The following is a 25,895-nucleotide window of genomic DNA, read 5'->3' as shown; positions in this document are numbered from 1 at the left end:
GAGCAACATCGTCGTCTCCAGGTTGGTGTGTTAGCAACCTCAGTCTGGCCTCAGACCAGGTCGCTATCCACTCCCCATGGAATCTTCGTCGCAAGTGCTCCTCGCAATGACGGCAGGGAGAGACGTGGACGGTGCCCCCTATTGCCGCCTACGCTCGTTCGCCGGCGCCGGCTTCGGCGGCTCGGGCGCGGGGGCCGGCTGTGCGCTGCTGTTGCTGGCGCCGAACAGCACGCGGGTCGGGTTGCGATCGAAATTGTTCACGGCGCGGCTGATGTCGCCGAGGGTGCGACGGCCGTCGGTCATCAGCGCGCCGGAGCGCTTGTCGAAATCCTCGGCGAGCTCGCGGATCGATTTCACCGTCAGGAACAGCTCGCCGCCATCCTTGCCGCCGGCAAGGGTGTTGAGGCCGAGCATGACGTTGTCGGCCTTGAGCATCACGCCGTCCGCCTTGAGCAGGACGCCGTCGACCTTGGCCATCACGCCGTCGATCTTCTCGGAGTTGCGCGCGAGGGAGTTGGTGAAGGTCTCCAGATTTTTCAGCGAGTTCTTCACCGACTCCTGATTGTCGGCAACGATCTTGTTGATGTTCTGCAGCGTGGCGCGGATCGCCTCAGTGACGTCCTGGAGCTTGTTCGGATCGGCCGTCAGCGTCGGAATGCCGTCCTCGTCGAGCGGCGGCGGCGGTGCGGCTTCCTCGCCGCCCTTGAGCGAGATCGCGGCGACGCCGGTCAGGCCCTGGAATTCGAGGCCGACCAGAGTGTCCTTGCGCAGCGGCGTGTTGTTCTCGATCATGGCGAGTGCGACAACCCGCCGGGGATTGTCGAGCTTCACCGAGACCACCTCGCCGACCCGGATACCGTTGAAGTTGACGCTGCCGCCGTTGCGCAGGCCCGCGGCCGGTCCCTCGAACACGACGCGGAAAGGCATCCGCTGCTTGGTGGTGTGCAGCGACTGGAACCACAGCACGAAGCCGATCGCAGCCGCGATCACCGCCAGCGTGAAGGATCCGATCAATACGTAGTTCGCCCGCGTTTCCATCAGGTGCTCCGGCTACTCAACTCATTACCGCGCGGGCGCGCTTGCCATGGAAATATTGCCTCAGCCAGGGATGCTGCGAGGCCTGCATGTCGGCAATCGACCCTGCCGCAATGATCTTGCCGTTCCCTAAAACGGCGATGCGGTCGCAAGCTGTGTAAAGGCTGTCGAGGTCGTGGGTTACCATGAAAACGGTCAGGCCCAAAGTCCGCTGCAGCGTCCTGACCAGCTCGTCGAAGTCGCCCGCGCCGATCGGATCCAGGCCCGAGGTCGGCTCGTCGAGAAAGACGAGATCGGGATCGAGCGACAACGCGCGGGCCAGCGCGACACGCTTGATCATGCCGCCTGAGAGCTCCGACGGAAAACGCTCGGCCACGTCAGGCTTGAGACCGACCATGGCGAGCTTGGCCATGGTGATCTCGTCCATCAGCCGCTGCGACACGCGCAGATATTCGCGCATCGGAAACTGGATGTTCTGCCGCACGGTGAGCGAGGAGAACAGCGCGCCCTGCTGGAACAGCACGCCCCAGCGCCGTTCGACGTTGCGGCGCTGCGACGTATTGGAGGAATCCAGATCGACGCCGAACACTTCGATCGAGCCTGCGAGCTTCGGCACCAGGCCGATGATCGTGCGGGTCAGCACCGACTTGCCGGCGCCCGAAGGACCGACAAAGCCCAAAATCTCGCCGCGCTTGACGTCGAGGTTGAGTCCGTCGAGCACACGCGTCGCGCCGAACTGCACGGTGATGTCGCGAACGCGGATGATGGGGTTTTGAATTTCGTTTTGAGTTTCTTGCGCCATCGTCACATCCCGATCGAGGCGAAGAAGATCGCGAACACGCCGTCCATGACGATGACGAAGAAAATCCCCTTCACGACCGACGCCGTGGTGTGCTGTCCGAGTGATTCGGCGCTGCCTTGCACGGCGAGGCCCTCGACGCAGGCGACGATGCCGATCACCGCGGCCATCACGGGCGCCTTCACGATGCCGACGATGAAATGGTCGATCGAGATGGCGTCGCGCAGGCGCAGCAGGAACGCTCCGGGATCGACGCCGCCATAGAGCCAGGCGACGAGGCCGCCGCCATAGAGCGCGGCCATGGCGCCGAGGAAGGCGAGGATCGGCAGCGCCAGCACCAGCGCCAGCATGCGCGGCAGCACCAGTACCTCGATCGGGTCGAAGCCCATGGTGCGCAGCGCGTCGATCTCCTCGCGCATCTTCATCGAGCCGAGCTCGGCGGTATAGGCACTGCCCGAGCGGCCCGCGACCATGATCGCGACCAGGAGCACGCCGATCTCGCGCAAGACCAGCACGCCGAGCATGTCGACGACGAAGATGTCGGCGCCGAAGCGGCGGAAATGGAAGATGCCCTGCTGGGCGATGATGCAGCCGATCAGGAAGGTGATCAGCACGATGATCGGCACCGCGCGCCAGCAAACCTGCTCCAAATGGTGCACGGTCGAGGTCAGGCGGAACGAGCGCGGATGGATCAGCACATGTGCGCCCGCCGCGAGCACCGCACCCAACATGTCGACCAGGCTCGCGATGGTGCCGCCAACGCCGGCGACGCCGCGGCCGATCTGTTCCAGCATGCCGGTGATGGTAATCGCGGAGGTTTCGATCACCGGGGTCGCCCGGACCCGGCGCACCTCATCGACGAGGCTGGCATAGTTCGCGGACAACCCCGCGATCTGGGCCTCGACGGCGCCTTTGGTCAGGCTGCGGCGCAGCCGCTCGATCAGCCAGGCGCCGAACGTGTCGAGCTTGGCGACCTCGGAGACGTCGATGAAAATGCTTTGCGGGCCACCGGCGAGTTTCTCGGCGTCGGCCACCATCCGCTCCAGGACCGGCGCGAAGCTCGCGGTCCAGGTTCCGGTGGCGCAGAGGGCCAGCGCGTTGCCTTTGGCAATCCGTTCCAGCTTCGGATCGCCGCTCAAGGTGTCCGCTCCCATACCGGGGCGGAGAAAATCAATTCGTTGCGCACGCGCCCTTACCCAGAAAAGGTATCCCCAACTGGTTAACGTTAGTTGTTAGAGGTAACCAGCAGGTTCAGATTTCGCCAGAGTTCAAAATGACTTCGAGCAGAGTTCCCGTCCTCGCCGCGCGAATCGAGCGGTTTCCCATCGCCGGCAGTTTCACGATCAGCCGGGGCGCCAAGACTGAAGCGGTCACCGTCGTGGCCGAAGTGAGGCAAAACGGCCTGACCGGCCGCGGCGAATGCGTGCCCTATCCCCGCTATGGCGAGACGCCCGAGGCGACACTGGCTGCGATCCAGGCCATGCAGGCGGCCGTGGCGGATGGGCTGACGCGGCAAGCCCTGCAGGCCGCCATGCCGCCAGGAGCCGCTCGCAACGCGCTGGATTGCGCCCTGATCGACCTTGAGGCCAAGGCATCAGGCCGGCGGGCCTGGAGCCTGCTGGACCGCCCCGTGCCCGGGGAGCGCACCACCGCCTACACGATCTCGCTGGGCACGCCCGAGGCCATGGCTGCGGCGACCGCCAGGGCTGCACACCGCCCGCTCCTGAAGATCAAGCTCGGCGGCGACGACGATCCACAGCGGATCACCGCCGTGCGCAAGGCAGCGCCCGAGTCCGAGCTGATCGTCGATGCCAACGAGGCCTGGACCGAGGCCAATCTGGAAGCCAACCTCGCCGCCTGTGCCGCCGTCGGCGTCACCCTGGTGGAGCAGCCGCTGCCGGCGGGTAAGGACGGTGCGCTGGCGCGGATCAAACGACCGCTCACCGTCTGTGCCGACGAGAGCGTGCACGACCGCAAGTCGCTTGCACCGCTGCGCGCGCGCTACGACGCCGTGAACATCAAGCTCGACAAGACCGGCGGCCTCACCGAGGCGCTGGCCATGGCCGATGCCGCGCAGGCGCTCGGTTTCGAGATCATGATCGGCTGCATGGTCGCGACCTCGCTGTCGATGGCGCCCGCCATGCTGGTGACGCCGCAGGCACGCTTCGTCGATCTCGATGGTCCCTTGCTACTGGCGCGCGATCGCGATCATGGACTGCGCTATGATGAGAGCCTGGTCTATCCGCCGGACGCTTCGCTCTGGGGCTGAGCGATCAGCCGGTGCCGCGCCGACCAGATCACGAGCGCGCCGGCGGCGGCCATCGCGGCCATGACGTAATAGAGGCCATCGCCGATACGGGCATAGATCGCGCCTGACGCGATCGAGGTCGTTGCGCCCAACAATCCGCTGCATGCGGCGTAATAGCCTTGTCCGCGCGCGATCTGATGCGACGGCACGCGCTGCACCAGTAGATTCATGGTACCGACGATGGTCATGCCGAAGGTCAGGCCGTGGCCGAGTTGTGCAATCGCGAGCAGCGCCAGCGGCGGCTCGTTCGCGGTCACGATCCAGCGCAGCACGGCGCTCAAGCCCCCGATCGCCATCAGCGATGACGGATGCAGCGAGAAGCGCGGCGACAGCGCGAACACGATGATCTCGGCAATCACGCCCAGCGTCCACAATCCCGCGATCGTCAGCCCGCTCAAACCGTGGAGTTGCCAGTTGATGGCGGAGAACGTGTAGTAGGCGACGTGGCTGCCCTGGATCAGCGCAGCTGATGCGATCACCGCCCAGAAGCCGCCATCGCGCAGCAGCGCTTTGCCGGCCTGCTTCCCGGTCGTCCTGTGCCTGGCATCGTCGAGCGGTTGCAGCAGCAGGCTGGCCAGGACCGCGACGACGGCCCATGCAACGATGATCCAGATCAGATCGCGCGCCGCGATGATGTCGACGAGATAACCGCAGGCCAGCGCCGCGGCCGCAAACGCCGCCGAGCCCCACAGCCTCAGGGGACCGTAGTCGAGCCCGTGACGCGCAACGCCCCGCAGCGCATAAGCGTCGGTGAGCGGCATCGTCGGCGTCCACATCACGCAGGTGAGTACGTAGATCAGGAAAAGCTCCAACGGCTGCTGCTGCAACCCGACGGCGGCAAAGCCGATCGCCGTCCCCAGCACCGAGATGATCATGCCGCCGCGAATGGCGTGCCGCTTTTCGGCAATGGCGGTGACCTGCGGCAGCGTGGTGAAGCGCGTGAGCGCCGGCAGCGCGTTGATGAGGCCGATCCAGAAGGCGTCGATGCCGATCGCCTTCAGCCAGACCGGGAAGAACGGCAGATGCGTCCCTGATACCGCGAACAGCGCCGAATAGAACAGCGCAAGCCGCGTGGCGAATCGCCGCTTGACTGATGCTGCAGTGGGGATTTGTGATTCGGGTGGCATCAAACCAATTGCGATTCGGTCGATATCGTGGTGATCGTTACAGTAACGCGCACTGATTTGCGCGACGAGATTGACATGGCCTCTGAAGCATTCGCCCTTTCGCCTATGTCTGCCCGCGCGGCCGAGCCGAACGAGCAGGATTACGACGCGATCCGCGAAGCCTTCATGGAGACCGCGCGCGGACGCTGGTTCCTCGGCGAATACGCCAAGCGCAACCGCAACGCCGACACGCGCATGGTGCTCGATGCGGTCGCGAAAATCGAGGAAACCCTTGCGGCACAGCGACAACCGGTCGTCGTGGACCGCCTGCCCGAAGCCCTGGCCGCGATCCGCCGCGCCGTCGAGGAGGCAGAAAGCGCAGCAGCCAAGGCGTTCGATCCGGCTGCGATGGAGGCGAGCCTCGCGCCTGTTACGCGCGGGGTGCGGATCATCAAGGAGATCTCCTGGCGCTGGCGCGAGATCGGCGCCGACGGGCGAATTTGCGACCTGATTGATTCGCAGCTCGCCTCGATCGAAGCGGCCTGCGCCCAGATTGCGACCATCGATCCGCGCGGCGACCTCAAGGCCGCCTTCGATCTGCTCAAGGACCGGATCGAGCAGACCGAAGCAGATGGCGTCGCAGTGCCGCAGGCCGCGGCGCGACCTGCTCCGGCACCCGTGCAGGAAGCACCGCCCGTCGCAGAAGCGCCTGACGCCAAGGCGTCCACGGCGATGGCAAGCGAAGCACCCGTGAGTTTTACGGACACGCCACACGACGTCAGTCCCAAGTCTGAGGCCACCGTTGAAGTGAGCGGTGTCGCCGAGGAGGCGACGGACGTCGCCATCGCGCCCGAGATCGCCGAAAGCCACGCGGCCGTCGAAGGGAGTCTTGCTGCCGTCGAGGACAGCCTCGCCAATCCTGCAGCCGTCGCCGAGATCACCGACGAGTTCTCGCTCGATGCCGCCGCGGAAGCCGAGGACGAAGCCATCCTCGAGGCCATCGCGCTGGAGATGGCCGCGCCCGATCCGGAGTTCGACGCGATCGTCGAGCCCACGGAGATGGAAGCAGCGGTTCCTGAGCCGAAGCCGGAGCCGGTGGAAGCGGAGGTCGCGGAGCCCGTCGCGATGGAGGCGCCGGTCGCGCCGCATGCTGAAGAGCTCGTCGTCGAGGAGCCGCTGACTGAGGCCCCGATCGCGATGGAATCGCTCGCGCGCCTCACCGAGGCCATCGCGGAAGCCGCAGCCGAAGTGATGGCGCAGCCGGCCCCCCCGATGGCGGCCGTGGCAACCCTCGCCACAGCGCCGTCCGCAAGCGTGCCGATGCCGTCGCCGCTGCCCGAACCCTCGCTCGGCGCCACCATCCTCGCCAGCGGCATCGTGCAAAAGCCCCGCCCCGCCGCAAGCGATGCGCTGGCGCCGATCCGCCGCATGACCCAAGCCGAGAAGATCGCATTCTTCTCCTAAGGTCGGCGCTCCTTCGTGTCCCGGACGCGCCGCAGTGTGCAACGCTGCCGCGCAGAGCCCGGACCCACGCCACACGAATGCCTTCCGAGATGGGCCCCGGCTCAGCAGCGCACCGCTAAGAGGCGCTGCGCTGCGTCCGGGGCACGAGAGCGGCATGTAACGCGCAGCCGCCTTCACATGGTCATCGCGAGCGCGGCCCGTGCCAGCGCCCAGCGTGCTCCAGATCACACAGCGCGCCATCGTGATCGCGGTCGCGGACGGCAGGTTCGAACGCGGCCTAGCTTCCTCGCGACCAATCTCGCATCGAGATGAGTGCCAAAGGAGCACGCCATGTTCCGCCTGAAATCCGCCCTGATGACAGCTGGCCTGCTGGGAAGCCTGTTCGGCTTCGCCTGCGGCCCGGTTTCCGCGCAACTCGCCCCTGTCGAACCCGCCCCGACCGCGCTACAGGGCCCGGAGCAGCGCGTGGCGCTGGTGATCGGCAATTCGAACTACCGGAACGCGCCGCAGCTCGCCAATCCCGACAATGACGCGCAGTCGATGGCGCAATTCCTCAACTCTGCCGGCTTCGAGGTGATCTCGGCCACCGACCTCGGCCAGAACGACATGCTGCGCGTCGTGCAGGATTTCTCGGCCAAGGTGTCGGCGCACGGCCCGAACACGGTGGCGATGGTCTATTACGCCGGTCACGGCGTGCAGCTCGCCGGGGAGAACTATCTCGTTCCCGTCGATGCGAAGGTCTCGAACCCAACCGAGCTCGTCAACGACTCGGTCCGCCTCGTCGACGTGATGTCGACGCTGGAGACGATCCCGAGCCGGATGCGCATCGTCATCCTCGATGCCTGCCGCAACAACCCGTTCCCCGCCGTCGACGACGCCGGCCGCGGCCTCGCCATCGTCGATGCGCCGAACGGCTCGATCGTCGGCTATTCGACCGCGCCGGGCGCCGAGGCGCTCGACGGCGCCAGCGGCCACAGCCCCTACACGCAGGCCTTCCTGAACATCGCGCGCGAGCCCAACGTGCCGATCGAGCAGTTGTTCAAGCGCGTGCGCCTGGCTGTGAACCAGACCACCAGCGGCGCGCAAGTGCCCTGGGAGAGTTCCTCGCTCACCTCCGATTTCACCTTCTTCGGCGACACGGCCGTCGCCGCCAACCGCGCGCCGGTGCATGCGCCCGTCGTGCAGATGGCATCCAACCTGCCGAGCCGCACGGTGCGCCAGGCCTATGATTATGTGCTGTCCGAGGGCAAGCCTGAATACTATCAGGAGTTCGTCGCGATGTATCCGCACGACCCGCTGTGCGATCACATCCGCTGGCTGCTGGCGAACCTCTTGATCACGCAGGCCTGGCATCAGGCGGTGCTCGCGAACTCGCCGCTCGGCTACAAGACCTTCCACGACAGCTATGGCAACAGCCCCTATGCGCAAGTCGCGCTGAAGCTCGAGGCGCAGCCGAAGCTGATCCCCCTGATGCAGGCGACAAAGTTTTTGGCCCCGCAGAACATCGCCCCGACGTTGAAGATCGGCAATCTCGGCCAGCCCAAATACATGCCGCTGATCCAGCAGGGCAGCGGCTCGCAGATGAACGCCAGCCTGCCGGTCGTGCAAAAGCCGGTCGAGGGCACCGTCAGCAAGATCTTCACTCTGCCCGCGCCGACGCATACGACGACGAACAATAGCGGCATCGGCAAGATCGTGACGCTCCCGGCCAGCAAAACCACGCCGAACACTGCCAACACCAATGCTGGCACGGCGGGCAAGATCGTGAGCATGCCGGTGAATGTCGGCAAGTCCGGTTCGGCCGTCGACGTCAAGACCACCGATGTGAAGGCGACGAATGTTCAGCCGCAGAACCAGCCGATCCGCGCCAACAACGGCGTCGTCAAGCTCAACAACAGTCCCGTGAACAAAGTGCAGGTGCAGAACAACGTCCAGAACACCCGTCCTCAGTTCAACGCGATCGGGAACGGCGGCGGCAACAACAACTTCCGCCAGTCGATGAATCAGTCAAACATGAACGCCGGCAACAACCACCGCGGCTTCATGCACTGATGCCACGAAAAAGGTGCGCTCCCTCTCCCGCTTGCGGGGGAGGGCTGGGGTGGGGTTGTCTCCACAATGGGACAATCCCCAAGAGGAGAAATCCCCCGCCCGGCGCTTCGCGCCGACCTCCCCCGCAAGCGGGAGAGATTGCACCGAGCAAGCGGCAAGTTCGAACTCAACACGTACAGAGGGCAGAGCGGAAACGCTCTGCCCCGTCGCAGCGCCTCGCGCCGCGTGTTTCGTACCTCAGGATGACGGGTTCGAGAGGTGTCCTGTCTTCGTTCACGGAGACGATGATCTGCGGCTCTATGTCAGAACGTCAAGCCACCAATTCCGCAAACAGATCCGCATCGACATTGCCGCCTGACAGCACGATGACGACGTTCTTGCCGGCGACATCGAGACGGCCGGCGAGCAGCGCCGCAAGGCCCACGGCACCGCCGGGCTCAACCACGAGCTTCAGCTCGTGAAAGGCGAAGGCAACCGCCGCGCCGACTTCCTGGTCCGACGCCGTCACGCCGCGCGCCAAGAGCTTGCTGTTGATCGCAAACGTCATCTCACCGGGGATCAAGGCCATCAGCGCGTCGCAGATGGTGCGGCCCGCGGGCGGATGCGGCTCGCGATGGCCTGCGGTCAGCGACAGGCGGTGATCGTCGAACGCCTCGGGCTCGGCCACCACGATCTGGGCTTGCGGATAGCGCGCCTTCACGGCTGTGGCGACGCCCGCGATCAGGCCGCCGCCGGAGGCCGGTGCCACCACGATATCGGGCGCAAGGCCGAGCGCAGCCATGTCTTCCGCGATCTCGCGGCCGGCGGTGCCCTGGCCAGCGATCACGAAGGGATCGTCATAGGGCCGGACCAGCGTCGCGCCGCGCTTCTCGGCGATGCCGCGCGCGATCGCCTCGCGGTCCTCGCGGTCGCGATCGTACAGCACGACTTCGGCACCATAGGATTTGGTGCGCTCGCGCTTCGACAGCGGCGCGTCCGCCGGCATCACGATGGTCGCCTGCATGTCCAGGATCTTGGCCGCCGCAGCCACGCCCTGGGCGTGGTTGCCGGAGGAGAACGCGACGACGCCCCCCGAGCGCTTGTCCTGCGGGATCGAGAACACCTTGTTGAAGGCGCCGCGGAATTTGAAGGAGCCCGTGCGCTGGAGCATCTCCGGCTTCAGGAAAACTCTTGCACCCACGCGCTCGTTGAGAACGGGCAAGGACAACAACGGGGTGCGGACGGCGAAGGGCGCGAGCACGCGCGCTGCGGCGTCGATATCGGCGGGGCCGACCGGAAGGGGCTGTTCGGACATGGCGTGATTTTATCGCGGCGGACGAGCCGCGGGCAAGACACCTGCGAGGATCCTCTGCCCTCAGGCGACGAACCGCGGCCGTTCCGCTCCAGCCCGGCCGGGCAGCACGGCGCCAACGGCGCGGATGCTATCGACAAAAGCCCGCGCCGAGGCTTCCCAGGTGTAGGCGGCGGCGAATTCGACGCAGGCCTGCCTGGAGATGTCGAGCGCCGCAAAGCAGGCGTCACGCAGATCATCGTCCAGTGCGCCGACAGGTGCATCGCCGATGACGTCGCGGGGCCCCTTCACCGGGAACGCCGCGACCGGCAGTCCGCTCGCGAGCGCCTCGAGCAGCACCAGGCCGAACGTGTCGGTCTTGCTCGGAAACACGAAGACATCGGCCGCCGCATAGATGTCGGCCAGCTCCTCGCCGTGCTTTTCGCCCAAGAAAATCGCATCGGGATAGCTCTCTTCCAGCGCGTTGCGCGCCGGGCCGTCGCCGACGATCACCTTGGTGCCGGGCAGATCGAGCTCGAGGAACGCCTCGAGATTCTTCTCCACCGCAACGCGGCCGACCGAGAGGAAGACGGGGGCCGGCAGGCAAAGATCGATGGCGCGGGGGTGGAACAGATGCGTGTCGACGCCGCGCGGCCACAGCACGACATTGGCGAAGCCGCGCTCCCCGAGCTCCCTGGCCAGCGCCGGCGTCGCCGCCATCACGGCCCGGCTCGCGCTGTGGAAGCGGCGTAGCGCCCGCCAGATCAGCGAGCCTGGAACCGGCACGCGGGCGCGGACATATTCGGGGAAGCGGGTGTGGAAGCTGGTCGTGAACGGCAGCTTGCGCTGACGGCAATAGCGGCGGACCATCAGGCCGATCGGCCCTTCCGTCGCGATGTGGATGCTGTCCGGGCGCGCTTCCTCGATCAGCTTTGCGATGCGCGCCGGCCGCGGCATCGCCAGCCGCACGTCGCGATAGCTCGGCATCGCAAAGGTGCGGAACGATTGCGGCGTCAGGAACGTGAATTCGACGCCCAGACTTTCGACTTGAAGCGTCTTCGCGGCGTCAGCGAGCTTGGTCAGCGTCCGAACCACACCGTTGACTTGCGGGTGCCAGGCGTCGGTCGCGACCAGGATGCGCATCAAGCAGCTCTCATCAGGCAGCTCTGGCTGCGACCTGCGGCACTTCCGCCGGCTTCTGCAGGTGATCCGCCCAGGTGATGATCTCGAAACGGCCGTCGTCGTGCTCGACCAGCGCAGTGCAGCTCTCGACCCAGTCGCCGCAGTTCATGTAGCGGATGCCGTTCTCGTCGCGGATCACGGCGTAGTGGATGTGGCCGCAGATCACGCCGTCGGCGTCGTGGCGCCGTGCTTCGGCGGCGAGCGCCTGCTCGAACGCGCCGATATAGTTGACCGCGTTCTTGACCTTCTGCTTGGCCCATTGCGACAGCGACCAATAGGGCACCTTGAACATGCGGCGGAAGAAGTTGACGAAGCGATTCATCTGGATCGCGAAGTCGTAGGCCTTGTCGCCGAGATGGGCGAGCCAGCGCGCGTTCTGCACGACGAGGTCGAAGATGTCGCCGTGGATGACGAGATAACGCTTGCCGTCCACGCCGGTGTGGACGGTGTTCTCGACGACGTCGATGCCGCCGAAATGCGTGCCGTAATAGTTGCGCAGGAACTCGTCGTGATTGCCGGGCACGTAGACGACCTTGGCGCCCTTGCGCGCCTTGCGCAGCAGCTTCTGGACGAGGTCGTTATGCGATTGCGGCCAATGCCAGCTCGATTTCAACGCCCAGCCATCGACGATGTCGCCGACGAGATAGATCGTGTCGGCATCGTGGTAACGCAGGAAGTCCAGCAACAGATCGGCTTGAGAGCCGCGGGCTCCGAGATGAACGTCGGAGATGAACAACGTGCGAAAGCGCCGCTCCGGGCTTTCGTCACTCACATCGTAACTTCCCATGCGACAGCCTGTAACAATGTCCCGTGACAGGGGGATGACGATTTGAACCTTTGAGGCACCCTCGGATACGAATCAGACCTTGCCTCGCCCTCCCCGCGAATATCAGCCGCATGCGACAAACAGGCGACATGGCCCGCGATGGCCCTCCGCAAAATGCCGGGAAAGCCATCGTCTCGGCGGTTCTTTGCGAGCCGCGAAATCAGCGTCAGTAAAACTTGTGGAAATGATGGATCGGCCCGTGGCCGTGACCGACGCTGAAGCGGTCGGCAGAAGCGATCGCCGCGCTGATCCAGCTCTTGGCATTGCGCACGGCCGTTTCGAGATCCTCGCCCTTGGCAAGACCCGCCGCAACCGCTGAGGATAGCGAGCAGCCGGTGCCGTGCGTGTTGCGGGTGGCGAGGCGCGGTGCAGCAAGCGCGATCGTGGCGGTGGCGCTGACGAGGTAGTCGGTGCTCTCCGCGCCGTGGCCGTGCCCGCCCTTGATCAGGACGGCGCGGCAGCCCAGCCCAAGCAGCCGACGCCCCTGGCTTTCGACGTCGCTCTCGCTACGCGCGACCGGCTCGTCCAGCAGCGCAGCCGCCTCCGGCAGATTGGGCGTGATCACCGACGCGAGCGGCATCAGTTTCGTGCGCAACGCTTCGACGGCCTCCGCGGCAATCAAGCGATCGCCCGAAGTTGCGACCATCACGGGATCGAGCACGATATGGCGCGGCCTCCAGTGCGACAGCGCCAAGGCGATCGCATCGATGCTGCCTGCCTGCGCCACCATGCCGATCTTGACGGCGCCGACGTCGAGATCGGAGAACACCGCATCGATCTGCGCGGTGACGAAATCAGGGGGCACCGGGTGAATGCCGGTGACCCCTTTGGTGTTTTGCGCGGTCAACGCAGTGATCGCGGAGGTGCCGTAGACGCCGAGCGCGGCAAAGGTCTTCAGGTCGGCCTGGATGCCGGCGCCGCCGCTCGAATCGGAGCCCGCGATGGTGAGCGCCACTGATGTCGTCATCGCGGGACACGCTTGCTTGAACAAAACTCGGCCATTGCCTGTCCTAGCGCCCTCCCACAGCCCCAGCAAGCCGCCGAATCTCACGACGCCGGTGACCTCGTAGCACTTGTCGCGACCGCTGGCGGCTTGCTAAATCGGGCCGGTTTTGGCCTATTAGCCGGGAACAGGCCTTCGGAGTGACTGCTATGGTTCCTTTTTTCGTCCAGATCAAATGCAAGCTCGGCCAGTCCTATACGGTGGCCAATGCGCTCGCCGAAGCCGAGATCGCCTCCGAGATCTACTCCACGGCCGGCCAATACGATCTGCTTGTGAAGTTCTATGTCGACAAAGACACCGACATCGGCCACTTCGTGAACGAGAAGGTGCAGGTGCTGCCGGGCATCCAGGACACCCTCACCATCATCACCTTCAAGGCGTTCGGCGCCGGCTAGTCGCCACCTTCCCTGCGTTTGGGCGGCGTCGGGCCATCGACGGGGGGCAGCGACTTCAGATAGGCGGCCATCGCCGCGCGGTCCTCAGGCTTGAGCTGCGCGAGGTTCTTGATCACCGGCCGCATTGAGCCCGAAGCGCTGTCGCCCTCGGGCATGTCGCCGGTCTCGAGGAAGTCGGCGATGTCGCTCTCACTCCAGCTGCCCAAGCCCTTCTGTGTGATGTTCGGCACCCAGCCCTCGCCTTCCGGATTGGGGCCGCCGGCGAAACGCTGCGAGCTGATGACGCCGCCGAGAACATTGCGCGGGCTGTGGCACTCGGCGCAATGGCCAAAGCCGTTGACGAGATAGGCGCCGCGATTCCATTGCGCTGAACGTGCCGCATCTGGCACGAACGGCCTGACATCCATGAACAGCCATTTCCAGATGCCGACATTGCGGCGGATATTGAATGGAAACGGCAGATCATGGTCGCGCACCCGGCCCGCGACCTGCGGCAGCGTCTTCAGATAGGCGAAGAGATCGCGGACGTCGTCAATATCAGCGATGTGGTAGGACGTGTACGGAAACGCCGGATAGTAGTGTGTGCCCTCGGGCGAAATGCCGCGCGTCAGCGCATTGACGAAATCGGCCTCGCTCCAGCGGCCGATGCCGTCATTGGGATCGGGCGAAATGTTCGGGACATAGAACGTGCCGAACGGCGAACCGAGCGCCAGGCCGCCACCGAGCCGCAGACGATCCGGCTGGTTGGGCACGGCATGGCAGGACGAGCAGCCGCCGGCGTTGAACAACTCCTGCCCGTTGGCGAGATCGGGCCCGCGCGTCGGCGCCGGCAAGGCCAGCGCAGTCGGCGCGGTCAGCCACCAATAGGCGGCAACAGCTGCAACGGTCGTGACGAGAATGACATAGATTGTTCGTCGCAGCATTGCGGATTCCATCGTGCTCCGGCGAATTTACGGATCAACCCGCAGCCGCTCCAGCCACGAATAATTTAGATGGTTTGATCGGAATCCGGGAATAAAGTTGCAACCGCACTGTTTGCAAGTTGACCGCAATCAGGCGTCAACAGGGAGAGACCCATGAACAAAGCCCTTTTTGCCACGCTGGCACTCGGAGCTGCCGTCGCATTCGCAGGCTCGGCCAGCGCGGAGAAATTGAAGGCAACGCTGGACGGCAAGTCCGAAGTCCCCGCCAATGCCAGCGCCGGTACCGGCACGGCTGACATCGACTATGACGCCGCCAGCAAGAAGCTCTCCTGGAAGCTGACCTATTCCGGGCTCTCCGGCCCCGCCACCGCCGCCCATTTCCACGGTCCGGCAGAGCCTGGCAAGAACGCCGGCGTCATGGTGCCGATCCCCGGCGCCGCAAACAGCCCGGCCGAAGGCTCGGCGACGCTGACCGACGCGCAGGCCTCCGATCTCCTCGCCGGCAAGCTCTATGTCAACGTCCACACCGCGGCAAATCCGGGCGGCGAAATCCGCGGCCAGGTGACCAAGTGAGTTCATAGCAATCGCATCGGCGAAGGCCGGGCGCGAGCAGCGCTCGGCCTCTTCGATTCCGAAATCTGCGCGTGATCCGCTTTGCTCAGGCCGCGCTCAACGCATGCTCGAGGTCCGCGATCAGGTCGGACGGATTTTCGATGCCGATCGACAGCCGGATCGTGCAATCGAGCACGCCGATCTTGTGCCTGATATCGGCGGGGACACCGGAATGGGTCATCGTGGCCGGGAGGCTGGCGAGCGACTCCGTTCCGCCAAGGCTCACGGCGAGCTTGAATATCTGCAAGCCGTTGAGGAATTTCTCCGCCGCCGCCTGGCCGCCGACGATGTCGAACGAGAATGTCGATCCCGCCCCCAGGCATTGCCGCGCGAACACGCGCCCCGAGGGCGAGTCCTCCGCGTGGTGACCGAGATAATGGACCTTCGCCACCTTGGCGTGATCGCGTAAATAATCCGCGACGAGGCTCGCGTTGCTGTTGGCCTTCTCCATGCGCAGGCTCAAGGTCTCGAGCGAGCGGTTGATCATCCAGCAGGAATGCGGATCGAGCTGGGTGCCGATGGCGCCGCGCAGCGCCTTGACGCCCTTCATCACCGCCTTGGTGCCGAGCGCGGCGCCGGCGATCAGGTCGGAGTGCCCGCCGACATATTTGGTCAGCGAGTACAGCGAGATGTCGGCGCCGTGCTCGATCGGCCGCTGAAACACCGGGCCGAGCAGCGTGTTGTCGCAGGCGATGATCGGCGTGTGGCCCTGGGCCTTGCCGATGGCATCGGCGACGCGGCGCATCAGCGCGACGTCGACGAGGCCGTTGGTCGGGTTGGCGGGGGTCTCGACCAGGATCATCGAGACCCGGCCCTTGCGCATCGCCTCCTCCGCGGCGTTGTTGACCGTCGCTTCGTCGATGCCGTCGGCAAAGCCGACCGCGCCGATCGAGAACCGCGACAGCGTGTTCGTCAGCAGCGTCTCGGTGCCACCATAGAGCGGCTGTGAATGCAGGATGACGTCGCCGGGCCGCACGAAGGCCAGAATCGTGGTCGAGATCGCCGCCATGCCTGAGGAGAACAGCGCGCAGCCCTCGGTGCGCTCGTAGACGGCGAGCCTGTCCTCGACGATCTCGCTGTTGGGATGGTTGAAGCGCGAATAGACCAAGCCCGCGCCCATGCCTGCCGGCGGCTCGCGCCGGCCGGCGACGTAGTCGAAGAAGTCCTGGCCATCCTCGGCCGTCTTGAACACGAAGGTCGAGGTCAGGAACACCGGCGGCTTGATGGCGCCTTCCGACAGCTGCGGATCGTAGCCATAGGTCAGCATCAGCGTTTCCGGATGCAGCATATGGTTGCCAATGTGGGTTTTCGACGGGAACGGTTTTGCCATGGCCTGTCTCGCTGTTGACTGCGATCGCCGCCCGCGCGTCGGAACTCCGAACCTGAGGCATCGACGCCGCACGGCGCAAGCAAACATACTCGCTCTGACGGCGATCCGTCAGGGCAAGCGAACAGAATTTGCGCATCTACCGCTGTCATTCCCCGCGAAAGCGGGGAATCCAGTACGCCGCGGCCCATCGGTTGAGCCACGACCATCTCGGAGGACTGGATCGCCCGGTCAAGCCGGGCGATGACACCGCACTTGTCGCGAAGTGCTCGTGCCGCCCTACTTCAGCTTCACCCGGTAAGTCTCGTGGCAATCATTGCAACGGTCGTTCATCGCGGTGTAGGCGGCCTTCAGGCTCGCCACATCGTGGATCTTGCCCTTGACGTCGGCGATCGCCTTCTGCAGCGGCGGGATCTTGGAATCGAAATCGGCCTTGTTCTGCCAGACCTTCGGCGACGCTCCATAGGTCGCGTTCACGACGGCCTGCTTGGGATTCACCTCGAAGGTCTTGGCGATCTTGGCGACGTCGGCCTCCAGATTGGCGATCGCCTCGTCGGCGGCCTTCTGGTTGTAGGGAATCTCGCCCTTCGCCATCTTGAGGATGACGCCGTACATGCTCTTCGCCTGCGAGCGCATCAGATTGTCCTGCTGGACGGCAATCTCCTGCTGCGCCATCACGGCGCCTGCCCCCAGAACCAGGGTGCCCACGACAATCAACGTTCGTTTCATCGGCTCGAGACTCCGGCTCGCAAGGTCGGTTTGGGGGATGCTCATGGAGGATAGAACCCGGCCGCGGGCAGTTCATTCCCGCGGGCCGATGCGCCGCCTTACAGCCTGTGGCGGCGATGGTGCTCGTTGATCGCGATCCACACCCGCTCCGGTGTCGCCGGCATGTCGATATGGTCGATCTTGTACTCGCGCCAGAGACCGTCAACGATCGCGTTGACGACGGCCGGACAGGAGCCGATCGCGCCGGCCTCGCCCGCACCCTTCACGCCCATCGGGTTGGTCGTGCAGGGAATGTTGTTGGTCTCGAACACGAAGGACGGACCATCAGCGGCGCGCGGCAGCGCGTAGTCCATGTAGGTGGCGGTGATGAGCTGGCCGTCGGTCGCGCCATAGACCACCTGCTCCATCAGCGCCTGGCCGATGCCTTGCATGGCGCCGCCATGCACCTGGCCGGCCAGCAGCAGCGGATTGAGCGTCTTGCCAAAATCGTCGACGATCACGTAATTGACGATCCTGATGATGCCGGTCGCCGGATCGATCTCGACCTCGGCGACATGCGTGCCATTGGGATAGGTGCCGTCGGCGCTGGCAAAGGTCGCGCTGGCGTTCAGCTTGGATGGATCCGCGCCGGGGCGCTTGGCGAGATCGGCGAACGAGATCGAACGGTCGGTGCCGGCAATGCGCACGAGGCCGTCTGATATCTCGAGGTCGCCGGCGCTGGCTTCCAGCGCCTGCGCCGCGATCTCCTTCAGCTTCTGGCCGAGCTCACGCGTGGCGCGCTCGACGCTCACGCCGCCCGACGGGATCGAGGCCGAGCCGCCGGTGCCCAGACCGGTGGCGATCATTGCGGTGTCGCCCTGGTGGACGTGTACGCGCTCGGGCGCGACGCCGAACTGCTCGGCGACGATCTGCGCATAGGCAGTCTGGTGGCCCTGCCCGCTCGACTGCGTGCCGATCAGGACGGTGATGTCACCATTGGGGTCCATCCGCACATTGGCGGTTTCCTCGCCCATGGTGCCGCAAACCTCGACATAGCTTGCCAAGCCAATGCCGCGGATCAGACCGTTCTTCTTGGCCGCCTTGGCGCGCTTTGGAAACTCCTTCCAGTCGGCGATCTCCATCGCGCGCTTGAGATGCGCGGCGAAATCGCCGGAATCATAGACCTTGCCGGTCGCCGTCTTGTAGGGCAGCGCCTTCGGTGGAATGAAATTCTTGCGGCGGATGGCGTCCGGCGTCATCTCCAGCTTCCGCGCGCACGCGTCAACCAGGCGCTCGATGACGTAGGCCGCCTCCGGCCGGCCCGCGCCGCGATAGGCATCGACAGGCACGCTGTTGGTGAAGATGGTGCGCACCCGGCAGTGGAAGTTCTGGATGTCGTAGAGGCCCGGCAGCATGCCGGCGCCGCCATGCGGAATGTAGGGCCCGAAGGTCGACAGATAAGCGCCCATGTCGCCCATCAGGTCGCAATCCATCGCCAGGAACTTGCCGTCCTCGGCGAGCGCCATCTTCGCGGTGGTGACGTTGTCGCGGCCCTGCGCGTCGCCCATGAAATGCTCGGAGCGGTCGGCCGACCACTTCACCGCCTTCTTCAGCTTGCGCGCCGCGACCGCCATCAAAGCGTATTCGCGATACGGAAACAGCTTCGTGCCGAAACCGCCGCCGACGTCGGGGCAGATCACCCGCATCTTGTCCGTGGGGATGTTCAGCACGTTCTGGCACAGGATGTCGCGCAGGCGATGGCTGCCCTGGCTGCCGACGGTCAGCGTCAGATGATCGGCCTTCGCGTCGTATTCGCAGACCGCCGCGCGCGTCTCCATGAAGCTCGCGACCACGCGTGGATTGACGATGGAGATTTCGGCCACCGCATGCGCCTTGGCGAACGCAGCCTCGGTCGCCTTCTTGTCGCCGATCGAGACGTCGAACAGCACATTGCCTGATTTGTCCGGCCAGACCTGCGGCGCGCCCGTCTTGACGGCGTTGACGACGCCGGTGACGGCAGGCAGCGGAATCCATTTGACGTCGATCGCCTCGATCGCGTCGCGGCCCTGATCGATCGTCTCGGCGACGACGAAGGCGACGGCATCGCCGACATGGCGCACCTCGTCCTTTGCCAGGATCGGGTACGGCGGTCCGGTGAACGGATCGGTCTCGAGATTGAACAGGCACGGCAGATTGCCGAGATCGGCGACCTCGGCCGCGGTCAGAATCAGCGCGACACCGGGAAGGGAGCGGGCGCGGCTCGCGTCGATGGTGAACTTGGCATGCGCATGCGGCGAGCGCAGCACCAGGCAGCGCAGCGCGGCCTGCGGCGCGTAATCGTCGGTATAGCGGCCCTTGCCGCGGATCAGCGCGTCGTCCTCCTTGCGGAGCACGCTTTGGCCAACGCCGAACTTGATGGGAGCCGCCATTTTTTTGACCCGTCCTATGGTTGTTTTGCGGACCATATTGCCGTGGAAAAACTGGCAAGGCAAACGGGTTTAGGCAGACGGGGCCCGCGAAAAAATGCCCAGGACCTCTCGCCTCGCAGCGCGATCGGACCGGAAGGCCGCAGCGCGGTCATTTCCCCGTGAAGATCGATGATTGGTCGGATGCCCTCGCGCCGGTCCCGGCGAGCCGGATCGTCGCCGAACGACGCAGGGCCGGCCACGCCCGAGAACAAGCGGCCGGACTGACCGCCGCTTGTTCTCAGAACGCAGGTCCAAATCTCGCGGCTGATCATTACATCCCACCGCGATTCCAGAGATAGCGCGTGCTGTCTCTCAGATTATCGATGGCGCGCTGGGGCGAGAGGTAGTCAACTTCGCTGCGCGTCAGACCGATATCCATCAGCTCCCTGTCGCTCAAATCCTGCAAGGTGAGCTGCGGGCGCCGGCGCCAGTCCCAAAACGCAAGCCAGGCCTGCCTGAGCAGGCTGAGCACGCTTCGCGTCGGTGGTCCGGCAGCATCCTTCTCCGACAAAGCGTCGTCCAGCGCCGCAGCGGACGCCTTGAGGCGTGCTGCCAACGCCGCGTCGACCGCGCTCTTGGCCGACACGATGGAGAGATTGAGGCCGCGCCTTGCGGCCTCGCCCTCAACCCCGGGTGAGATGTCCGTCAATTGTGGTGGCATCGCATGCTCCTGCTGTTGTGCCGGCAGGGAGCGTGGCCAAACAAAAGGCCCCGTCCGATGCCGGCGGGGCCTTGGTGGAAAGACGTCGTCGACGAAATGCTAGCGCACGACTCCTTCCACGGCCCAGCCGAAGCGGGTCATGTGGTTGAAGTAGACTTTGCGCGAGCATTTGATCATGCGTCGCCAATAGCACGGGAATCGCGCAAAATCAAGAGATGTGCGGAGGCCGGTTGCAGCTTGGAGGCGAATCCGCGCGTCGCCCTAGCCACGCACCAGCGACACCAGCCAGCTCCGGCCGAACAGCACGAGGATCGCAAGCGCGTAGACGATGGTGCCAGCGGCGGCCAATAGCACCAGCGTGACTTCATCGTGGAAGCGCATCCCCCCCAGCGCGGATCCACCGAAGCGCGCAATCTGCCAAAACGCCACGACGAGGATGATTCCGGTCAGCAGGAATTTTCCGAGCGACATCAGCCAGGCGCGGTCGAGCACGAGGAAGCCGCGCCGTACGGCGAAGAACAGTACCAGCAGCAGATTGGTCCAGACGCCGACGGCCGTCGCCAGCGCCAGACCGATCTGGGCCAGCGATCCCATCAGAGCCAGTTTCAGCGCGACATTGACCGCGATGCCCGACAGCGAAGCCCGCACCGGCGTCGCCGTATCCTTGCGCGCGTAGAAGGTCGCAACCGCGCTGCGGATCAGCACGAAAGGAATGAGGCCGATGGCATAGGCGGCGAGCGTGCCGCCGGCCGCAACGGCATCGGCCTTGGAGAACGCGCCGCGGGCGAACAGCGCGCGCATGATCTCGTCGGGCACGGCGAGGAAGGCGGCGACGAAGGGGATCGAAAACAGCAGGGTGAAATCGAAGGCGCGGCGCTGCGCCTTCATCGCGCCGTCGTGGTCGTTGGCGGTGATCCGTTTCGACATCTCCGGCAGCAGCACCGTGCCGATGGCGATGCCGATGACGCCGATCGGCAGTTGATTGAGGCGGTCGGCATAATAGAGCGCCGACAACGCGCCCGCCGGCAGGAAGGTCGCAATGATGGTGTCGGCGAACAACGCGATCTGCGTTCCCATCGAGCCCAGCGTCGCCGGGCCAAGCGCTTTGAAAAAGCTGCGAACGTCTTCATCGAGCTTGAGCGGGGCAAAGCGCGGCAGGCCGCCATGACGGGCGAGATCGCCGGCGAGCAGGAAATATTGCATGAAGCCGGAGATCAGCACGCCCCAGGCGGCGGCATGGCCCGCGGTCGGAAACCAGACGGCCAGCGCCAGTGTCATCATCATCGCGACGTTGAGGAAGATCGATGCGGCAGCGGCGCTGGCAAAGCGCTGCATCACGTTGAGCATACCGCCATAGAGCGTCACCAGCGTGATCAGCAGCAGATAGGGAAAGGTGATCCGGGTCAGCTCGATCGCGAGCTTCCGCTGCTCGGCATCCTCACTAAAGCCCGGCGCCAAAATGCTCATGGCCTGCGGCATGAACAGCCAGGCGACGATCAGCAACACCACTTGCGAGGCCAGCAGCAGCGTGAAGATGCGGTCGGCGAACAGCCGTGCCGCCCCCTCCCCGCGCTCGCCATGGACATGGGCATAGGCCGGCACCCAGGCGGCGTTGAAGGCGCCCTCGGCGAAGATCGCGCGGAAATGATTGGGCAGCCGCAGCGCCACGAAAAAGGCATCGGCCACCGGGCCTGCTCCGAGGATGGCCGCGAGCATGATGTCGCGGGCAAACCCCGTCAGCCGCGAGAGCAGCGTGTAACCACCGACGGTGAAGATGCGTCCGAGCATGCGGATGGTTTTAGAGGCTTATCGGACAGAGGTCGATTGCATCTTGCGAGGCGGATTGCTGCGCCCTCTCCCCTTGCGGCAGAGGGCAGCACCGTAAGTGGACACAAGCTCATTCGGGTGAGGGGTATCTCTCCGCGCATTCCAGGCGGAGACATACCCCTCACCCGTCTAGCCGCGTTGCGGCCACCCTCTCCCGCAAGGGGAGAGGGGAAGAAAAGCAAAATCACCCCGCCAGCGCGCCGCGCACGGCGGCGATGATTCGCTCCTGATCGGCTTCGGTCAAATAGGCGTGCATCGGCAGGCTGATGACGTCCTGCGACAGGCTCTCGCAAATAGGCAGGCCACCCTCGGCGACCGGATATTGCTTGTAGGCGGACTGCTGATGCATCGACTTGCCGTAATACACCGCGGTCGGCACGCCCTGGGCCTTCAGGGCTGCGGCGAAGCCGTCGCGGTCGGTGCCTTCCGGCAAGCGGATCGTGTACTGCGCCCAGACCGAGGTATTGCCGGGGCTGAGGCGCGGCACGGTGACCACGTTGGACAAGCCGCGTGCGTATCGTTCCGCGACCTTGTTGCGGGCAGCGATCTCGTCGTCGAAAATCTTCAGCTTCTCGATCAGGATCGCGGCCTGCATGGTGTCGAGCCGGCCGGTCAGGCCGAGGCGGACATTGTCGTATTTGTCGACGCCCTGCCCGTGCACGCGGATGCTGCGCAACGTCGCTGCGAGCTCGTCGTCATCGGTCAGAATCGCGCCGCCGTCGCCGAAGCAGCCGAGCGGCTTTGCGGGAAAGAAGCTGGTCGTGGTGGCGAGGCCGAAGGTGCCGAGCTTGCGACCCTTGTAGCTTGCGCCGAAACCTTGCGCGGCGTCATCGATGATGAACAGGCCTTCGTCCTGGGCGATCTCGGCGATGGCATCGTGGTCGGCGGGCTGGCCGAACAGATCGACCGGAATCGCCGCGACGGGCTTCAATCCGGCCTTGCGCGCGGCCGCAATGCCGCGCTTGAGCGATTCCGGGCTCATGTTGAAGGTCGTCTCGTCGACGTCGACATACACGGGCGTCGCGCCGGTCCGTGCCGCCGGCGATGCGGTCGCGATGAAGGTGAAGGAGGGACACAGCACGGCATCGCCTGGCCCGACATTCTTCGCCATCAGCACCATCAGAAGCGCATCGGTGCCGTTGGAGCAGCTGACGACATGCTTGGCGCCGCAATAGGCCGCGAGCTGCTTTTCAAGCTCGAAAACCTCGGGGCCATTGACGAACTGGCAATGGTCCATCACGCGCTTCACGGCCGCATCGAGCGAGGCGCCGAGCCGGACGCGCTGCGAGGCGACGTCGATGAAGGGAATGGGTTCGGAACGAAGATGCTGGTTCATGGCGCCTTCTTCAATGATCGACATGGAAAGGGTTTTAGCCGGCGACGCGGCGCGGCGCCTTGCTGGCGGGCGATGTGGCCGCGGGCCGTGAGGGCGCCTCGAGGCATTGCGTCGCGATCTCGAGGCTGGCGACGCCCTCGTCGCCGGTGACTGCCGGCGTCTCGCCGTGACGCACGGCCTTGAGGAAGGCGATCAGCTCCGCGCGCAGCGGCTCGTCATGGCCGACAGGCAGGTGCCGCATCGAATAGCTGCCGTCGGGCTTGAAGCCGAAGCATTCGGTGACCTGGCGCGTCAGGAGATCGCCCATCACGTATTTACCGCGGGTCGCGACCGTGACGCTGCGCGCCTTGAACGGCGTCAGCCAGTTGGTGTTGATGTGCGCGAGCACACCGCTGGCGGTGCGGAATTGCAGCAGCGCGATGTCCTCGCGTTCGGCGACTGCGCTCGACAGCTGCGGCTGCACGTCGATGATGTCGGATTCGGTGAACCAGCGGATCAGGTCGATGTCGTGCACGGCCAGATCGATGACGACGCCGACATTGGACATGCGCGGGGGGAACGGACCGACGCGCGTGATCGCGATCGAGAGAATGTCCTCGCCCGCGATCGCCTGCTTCACGGCGGCGACCGCCGGATTGAAGCGCTCGACATGGCCGACCATGAGCGTGACGCCAGCCTTTTGCGCGGCGGCGACGATCTCGCGGCCCTCTTCCACCGTCGAGGCGATCGGCTTCTCGACGAGCACGTGGATATTCCTGGCGATACAGGCGAGCGCGACCTCGTGATGCAGATGGGTCGGCGCCGCGATGGTGACGGCATCGACGCCCTCGGCGAGGAGCTGGTCGAGCGTTTCGAAGCTGTTGCATCCGGCAAGCTCGGTCGCGCGCGCGCGATGCGCCGGCGAAGGATCGACCACGCCGACCAGGCTGACGCCGGGCAGACCGGCGAGCACGCGCGCGTGGTTGCTGCCCATCACGCCGGCGCCGATCACACCGACGCGCAAGCCGGCCTTTGCCGGCTGTGATCCCATGGAACTCATCTGATCGAACCCCGATTCAACGCAAATCCCCGGGCGCTTCTAGCACGGGTGCCACAGATGTGGCGAATGTCGGCCTGACTGACCGGACACGATTTGATTCAAAAAATTACACGTTCTCCGGGCCTTAGCCGCCTAAAGCGGGCTTTCGGAGCCCGGATCGCGTGATTCGGAGTTTGCTGGTTACGACCTTTGATAGTCGTCTTCAATCCGGATGATGTCGTCTTCCCCGAGATAGGAGCCGGTCTGGACCTCGATCAGTTCCAGCATGATCTTGCCGGGATTCTCCATCCGGTGCACCGCGCCCATCGGGATGTAGATGGATTCGTTCTCGTGCACGGTCTTGACGGTCTCGTTCACGGTGACACGGGCAGCTCCTCGCACCACGATCCAGTGCTCGGCACGGTGGTGGTGCTTCTGCAGCGACAATCGCCCGCCCGGTTTCACCACGATGCGCTTGACCTGGTGGCGCGCGCCATTGTCGACCGACTGGTAGCTGCCCCAGGGGCGATGCACCTTCAGATGCTCCTCGGTGACCTTGGGCGCGACCGTCTTCAGCTTGGCCACGAGACGCTTCAGGCCATCGGCATCCTGCTGGCGCGAGACCAGAACCGCATCCGCGGTCGCGACCACGACGAGATCGTCGACGCCTTCGAGCGCGACCAGCGCGTGATCGGTCGTGACGTTGCAGTTGCGCGAATCCTCGAACACGGCGGCGCCGTGCGCCGCGTTGCCTTGCGCGTCCTTGTCGGACAATTCCCACACCGCGCGCCAGGAGCCGACGTCGGACCAACCGCAGGACACCGGCACGACAGCCGCGCGCGACGTCTTTTCCATCACGGCGTAGTCGATCGAGATCGCCTTGGCCGCGCCGAACGCCTCAGGCTCCAGCGTGACGAAGCCGAGATCGCGCCCCGCGCTGGTGACCGCATTGGATACCGCCTCCACGCTCGCCGCGTCCACCCTGCGATATTCGTCGAGCAGCAAGGCGGCCGGAAACATGAAGTTGCCGCTGTTCCAGAGATAGCCCGAATTGACGTAATCCGCGGCCTTCACCGCATCCGGCTTCTCGACGAAGCGCGCCACGGCGTGAACCTCGCCTGATATCACCTCGCCCGGGCAGATATAGCCGTATTCCGTTGCCGGCCGCTCCGGCTTGACGCCGAAGGTGACGATGCGTCCCTTGCACGCGGCCGCGAGGCCTTCGCGGCAGGCCGCGACGAAGGCGGCGTTGTCCCGCACCACGTGGTCTGCGGCGAGCGCGAGCACGATCGCTTCACTCCTGCGTGCTTGCGCGAACGCCGCGCCCGCGCCGATCGCAGGACCGGAGTCGCGGCGCATCGGCTCGAGGATCACGTCGGCCTCGATGCCGATCTCGGCGAGCTGCTCCAACACCATGAAGCGGTAGGCGGCGTTGGTGATGACGACGGGGCGGTCGAACAGCGCGGCGTCGGAGACGCGCAAGAGCGTGTCCTGGAAGGTCGAGCGCGACCCGAACAGCGGCAGGAACTGCTTCGGGCGCACCTCGCGCGAAGCCGGCCACAACCGCGTGCCGGC

General features: G+C 65.2%; 22 protein-coding genes. 5 read left to right on the top strand and 17 right to left on the bottom strand.

The window, feature by feature from the left end:
- Nucleotides 1-138 precede the first annotated feature (138 nt).
- From BM222_RS38060 to BM222_RS38050, 3 genes are read right to left on the bottom strand one after another with little or no spacing between them, the layout of a single operon-like run.
- A complete protein-coding gene (locus BM222_RS38060; RefSeq protein WP_092239764.1) occupies nucleotides 139-1,038 on the bottom strand; it encodes an MlaD family protein in 900 nt (299 codons plus the stop codon).
- Nucleotides 1,039-1,054: 16 nt separating this feature from the next.
- Entirely contained in the window at nucleotides 1,055-1,837 is a 783-nt protein-coding gene (locus tag BM222_RS38055; RefSeq protein ID WP_177243720.1) for an ABC transporter ATP-binding protein, read from the bottom strand.
- A gap of 2 nt (nucleotides 1,838-1,839) precedes the next feature.
- Nucleotides 1,840-2,973, bottom strand: coding sequence for an MlaE family ABC transporter permease (locus tag BM222_RS38050; RefSeq protein WP_177243719.1), 1,134 nt, complete (start codon nucleotides 2,971-2,973; stop codon nucleotides 1,840-1,842).
- Nucleotides 2,974-3,107: 134 nt separating this feature from the next.
- Between BM222_RS38050 and dgcA the strand changes: the two genes are divergently transcribed.
- Nucleotides 3,108-4,103 carry an N-acetyl-D-Glu racemase DgcA gene (gene dgcA, locus BM222_RS38045; protein WP_092239761.1) on the top strand — a complete coding sequence of 332 codons (996 nt, stop codon included), beginning with the start codon at nucleotides 3,108-3,110 and terminating at the stop codon, nucleotides 4,101-4,103.
- On the opposite strand, the gene BM222_RS38040 is transcribed toward dgcA, so the two are convergent.
- Nucleotides 4,073-5,269 (bottom strand): MFS transporter, encoded by a 1,197-nt coding sequence (locus tag BM222_RS38040; RefSeq protein WP_092239760.1) that lies wholly within the window; start codon nucleotides 5,267-5,269, stop codon nucleotides 4,073-4,075. The genes dgcA and BM222_RS38040 overlap by 31 nt on opposite strands.
- Nucleotides 5,270-5,344: 75 nt before the next feature.
- Here BM222_RS38040 and BM222_RS38035 point away from each other — a divergent pair, with 75 nt between their 5' ends.
- Nucleotides 5,345-6,712, top strand: a complete 1,368-nt coding sequence (locus tag BM222_RS38035; RefSeq protein WP_177243718.1) for a hypothetical protein — start codon at nucleotides 5,345-5,347, stop codon at nucleotides 6,710-6,712.
- Between the two features lie 330 nt (nucleotides 6,713-7,042).
- On the top strand, nucleotides 7,043-8,764 hold the full coding sequence (locus BM222_RS38030) for a caspase family protein (RefSeq protein WP_177243717.1): 1,722 nt from the start codon (nucleotides 7,043-7,045) through the stop codon (nucleotides 8,762-8,764).
- A 310-nt stretch (nucleotides 8,765-9,074) separates the two neighbouring features.
- On the opposite strand, the gene BM222_RS38020 is transcribed toward BM222_RS38030, so the two are convergent.
- From BM222_RS38020 to thiD, 4 genes are all read right to left on the bottom strand, one after another.
- Nucleotides 9,075-10,058 (bottom strand): threonine/serine dehydratase family protein, encoded by a 984-nt coding sequence (locus BM222_RS38020; RefSeq protein ID WP_092239756.1) that lies wholly within the window; start codon nucleotides 10,056-10,058, stop codon nucleotides 9,075-9,077.
- A 60-nt stretch (nucleotides 10,059-10,118) separates the two neighbouring features.
- Nucleotides 10,119-11,177, bottom strand: a complete 1,059-nt coding sequence (locus BM222_RS38015; RefSeq protein ID WP_092239755.1) for a glycosyltransferase family 4 protein — start codon at nucleotides 11,175-11,177, stop codon at nucleotides 10,119-10,121.
- A gap of 13 nt (nucleotides 11,178-11,190) precedes the next feature.
- Nucleotides 11,191-12,003 (bottom strand): UDP-2,3-diacylglucosamine diphosphatase, encoded by an 813-nt coding sequence (locus BM222_RS38010; protein WP_092239754.1) that lies wholly within the window; start codon nucleotides 12,001-12,003, stop codon nucleotides 11,191-11,193.
- Nucleotides 12,004-12,208: 205 nt separating this feature from the next.
- Nucleotides 12,209-13,009, bottom strand: a complete 801-nt coding sequence (gene thiD / locus BM222_RS38005) for a bifunctional hydroxymethylpyrimidine kinase/phosphomethylpyrimidine kinase (RefSeq protein ID WP_092239753.1) — start codon at nucleotides 13,007-13,009, stop codon at nucleotides 12,209-12,211.
- 185 nt (nucleotides 13,010-13,194) lie between these two features.
- On the opposite strand from thiD, the gene BM222_RS38000 reads away from it, so the two are divergent.
- Entirely contained in the window at nucleotides 13,195-13,440 is a 246-nt protein-coding gene (locus BM222_RS38000; protein WP_028182135.1) for an Lrp/AsnC ligand binding domain-containing protein, read from the top strand.
- Here the strand turns inward: BM222_RS38000 and BM222_RS37995 are convergent.
- Nucleotides 13,437-14,363, bottom strand: a complete 927-nt coding sequence (locus BM222_RS37995) for a c-type cytochrome (protein WP_092239766.1) — start codon at nucleotides 14,361-14,363, stop codon at nucleotides 13,437-13,439. The genes BM222_RS38000 and BM222_RS37995 overlap by 4 nt on opposite strands.
- A gap of 153 nt (nucleotides 14,364-14,516) precedes the next feature.
- Here BM222_RS37995 and BM222_RS37990 point away from each other — a divergent pair, with 153 nt between their 5' ends.
- Nucleotides 14,517-14,936 (top strand): CHRD domain-containing protein, encoded by a 420-nt coding sequence (locus BM222_RS37990; RefSeq protein ID WP_092239752.1) that lies wholly within the window; start codon nucleotides 14,517-14,519, stop codon nucleotides 14,934-14,936.
- A gap of 85 nt (nucleotides 14,937-15,021) precedes the next feature.
- On the opposite strand, the gene BM222_RS37985 is transcribed toward BM222_RS37990, so the two are convergent.
- From BM222_RS37985 to BM222_RS37950, 8 genes are all read right to left on the bottom strand, one after another.
- Nucleotides 15,022-16,305 carry a cystathionine gamma-synthase family protein gene (locus tag BM222_RS37985; RefSeq protein ID WP_092239751.1) on the bottom strand — a complete coding sequence of 428 codons (1,284 nt, stop codon included), beginning with the start codon at nucleotides 16,303-16,305 and terminating at the stop codon, nucleotides 15,022-15,024.
- A gap of 276 nt (nucleotides 16,306-16,581) precedes the next feature.
- The gene (locus tag BM222_RS37980) at nucleotides 16,582-17,031 is read right to left on the bottom strand and encodes a c-type cytochrome (protein WP_092239750.1); all 450 of its coding nucleotides are present in this window, start codon (nucleotides 17,029-17,031) and stop codon (nucleotides 16,582-16,584) included.
- 98 nt (nucleotides 17,032-17,129) lie between these two features.
- Nucleotides 17,130-19,439, bottom strand: a complete 2,310-nt coding sequence (locus BM222_RS37975) for a xanthine dehydrogenase family protein molybdopterin-binding subunit (protein WP_092239749.1) — start codon at nucleotides 19,437-19,439, stop codon at nucleotides 17,130-17,132.
- Between the two features lie 310 nt (nucleotides 19,440-19,749).
- Entirely contained in the window at nucleotides 19,750-20,139 is a 390-nt protein-coding gene (locus tag BM222_RS37970) for a DUF1127 domain-containing protein (RefSeq protein ID WP_092239748.1), read from the bottom strand.
- A gap of 261 nt (nucleotides 20,140-20,400) precedes the next feature.
- Complete coding sequence (gene murJ, locus BM222_RS37965) at nucleotides 20,401-21,927, bottom strand: murein biosynthesis integral membrane protein MurJ (protein WP_092239747.1); 1,527 nt, start codon at nucleotides 21,925-21,927, stop codon at nucleotides 20,401-20,403.
- Nucleotides 21,928-22,150: 223 nt separating this feature from the next.
- Nucleotides 22,151-23,302, bottom strand: a complete 1,152-nt coding sequence (locus BM222_RS37960; RefSeq protein ID WP_177243716.1) for a DegT/DnrJ/EryC1/StrS family aminotransferase — start codon at nucleotides 23,300-23,302, stop codon at nucleotides 22,151-22,153.
- Nucleotides 23,303-23,336: 34 nt separating this feature from the next.
- Nucleotides 23,337-24,341 (bottom strand): Gfo/Idh/MocA family protein, encoded by a 1,005-nt coding sequence (locus BM222_RS37955; protein ID WP_092239745.1) that lies wholly within the window; start codon nucleotides 24,339-24,341, stop codon nucleotides 23,337-23,339.
- 180 nt (nucleotides 24,342-24,521) lie between these two features.
- Nucleotides 24,522-25,895, bottom strand: a 1,374-nt coding sequence (locus tag BM222_RS37950) for a mannose-1-phosphate guanylyltransferase/mannose-6-phosphate isomerase (protein ID WP_143106187.1), incomplete at its 5' end; no start/stop codon positions are given.

Source organism: Bradyrhizobium sp. Gha, assembly GCF_900113735.1.
GTDB lineage: Bacteria > Pseudomonadota > Alphaproteobacteria > Rhizobiales > Xanthobacteraceae > Bradyrhizobium.
The sequence above is the reverse complement of the archived record's forward strand: the minus strand, read 5'-3'. Positions and strand labels throughout refer to the sequence as shown.

Excerpts from the sequence above, each read along its gene's own strand:
- BM222_RS37995 (WP_092239766.1), bottom strand. The coding sequence starts at position 14,363 with ATGCTGCGACGAACAATCTATGTCATTCTCGTCACGACCGTTGCAGCT.
- BM222_RS38040 (WP_092239760.1), bottom strand. The coding sequence starts at position 5,269 with ATGCCACCCGAATCACAAATCCCCACTGCAGCATCAGTCAAGCGGCGA.
- BM222_RS37970 (WP_092239748.1), bottom strand. The coding sequence starts at position 20,139 with ATGCCACCACAATTGACGGACATCTCACCCGGGGTTGAGGGCGAGGCC.
- BM222_RS38000 (WP_028182135.1), top strand. The coding sequence starts at position 13,195 with ATGGTTCCTTTTTTCGTCCAGATCAAATGCAAGCTCGGCCAGTCCTAT.
- BM222_RS37975 (WP_092239749.1), bottom strand. The coding sequence starts at position 19,439 with ATGGCGGCTCCCATCAAGTTCGGCGTTGGCCAAAGCGTGCTCCGCAAG.
- BM222_RS37990 (WP_092239752.1), top strand. The coding sequence starts at position 14,517 with ATGAACAAAGCCCTTTTTGCCACGCTGGCACTCGGAGCTGCCGTCGCA.
- BM222_RS37955 (WP_092239745.1), bottom strand. The coding sequence starts at position 24,341 with ATGAGTTCCATGGGATCACAGCCGGCAAAGGCCGGCTTGCGCGTCGGT.
- murJ (WP_092239747.1), bottom strand. The coding sequence starts at position 21,927 with ATGCTCGGACGCATCTTCACCGTCGGTGGTTACACGCTGCTCTCGCGG.
- dgcA (WP_092239761.1), top strand. The coding sequence starts at position 3,108 with ATGACTTCGAGCAGAGTTCCCGTCCTCGCCGCGCGAATCGAGCGGTTT.
- BM222_RS38015 (WP_092239755.1), bottom strand. The coding sequence starts at position 11,177 with ATGCGCATCCTGGTCGCGACCGACGCCTGGCACCCGCAAGTCAACGGT.
- BM222_RS37960 (WP_177243716.1), bottom strand. The coding sequence starts at position 23,302 with ATGAACCAGCATCTTCGTTCCGAACCCATTCCCTTCATCGACGTCGCC.
- BM222_RS38060 (WP_092239764.1), bottom strand. The coding sequence starts at position 1,038 with ATGGAAACGCGGGCGAACTACGTATTGATCGGATCCTTCACGCTGGCG.
- BM222_RS38020 (WP_092239756.1), bottom strand. The coding sequence starts at position 10,058 with ATGTCCGAACAGCCCCTTCCGGTCGGCCCCGCCGATATCGACGCCGCA.
- BM222_RS37980 (WP_092239750.1), bottom strand. The coding sequence starts at position 17,031 with ATGAAACGAACGTTGATTGTCGTGGGCACCCTGGTTCTGGGGGCAGGC.
- BM222_RS38010 (WP_092239754.1), bottom strand. The coding sequence starts at position 12,003 with ATGGGAAGTTACGATGTGAGTGACGAAAGCCCGGAGCGGCGCTTTCGC.
- BM222_RS37985 (WP_092239751.1), bottom strand. The coding sequence starts at position 16,305 with ATGGCAAAACCGTTCCCGTCGAAAACCCACATTGGCAACCATATGCTG.
- thiD (WP_092239753.1), bottom strand. The coding sequence starts at position 13,009 with ATGACGACATCAGTGGCGCTCACCATCGCGGGCTCCGATTCGAGCGGC.
- BM222_RS38030 (WP_177243717.1), top strand. The coding sequence starts at position 7,043 with ATGTTCCGCCTGAAATCCGCCCTGATGACAGCTGGCCTGCTGGGAAGC.
- BM222_RS38055 (WP_177243720.1), bottom strand. The coding sequence starts at position 1,837 with ATGGCGCAAGAAACTCAAAACGAAATTCAAAACCCCATCATCCGCGTT.
- BM222_RS38035 (WP_177243718.1), top strand. The coding sequence starts at position 5,345 with ATGGCCTCTGAAGCATTCGCCCTTTCGCCTATGTCTGCCCGCGCGGCC.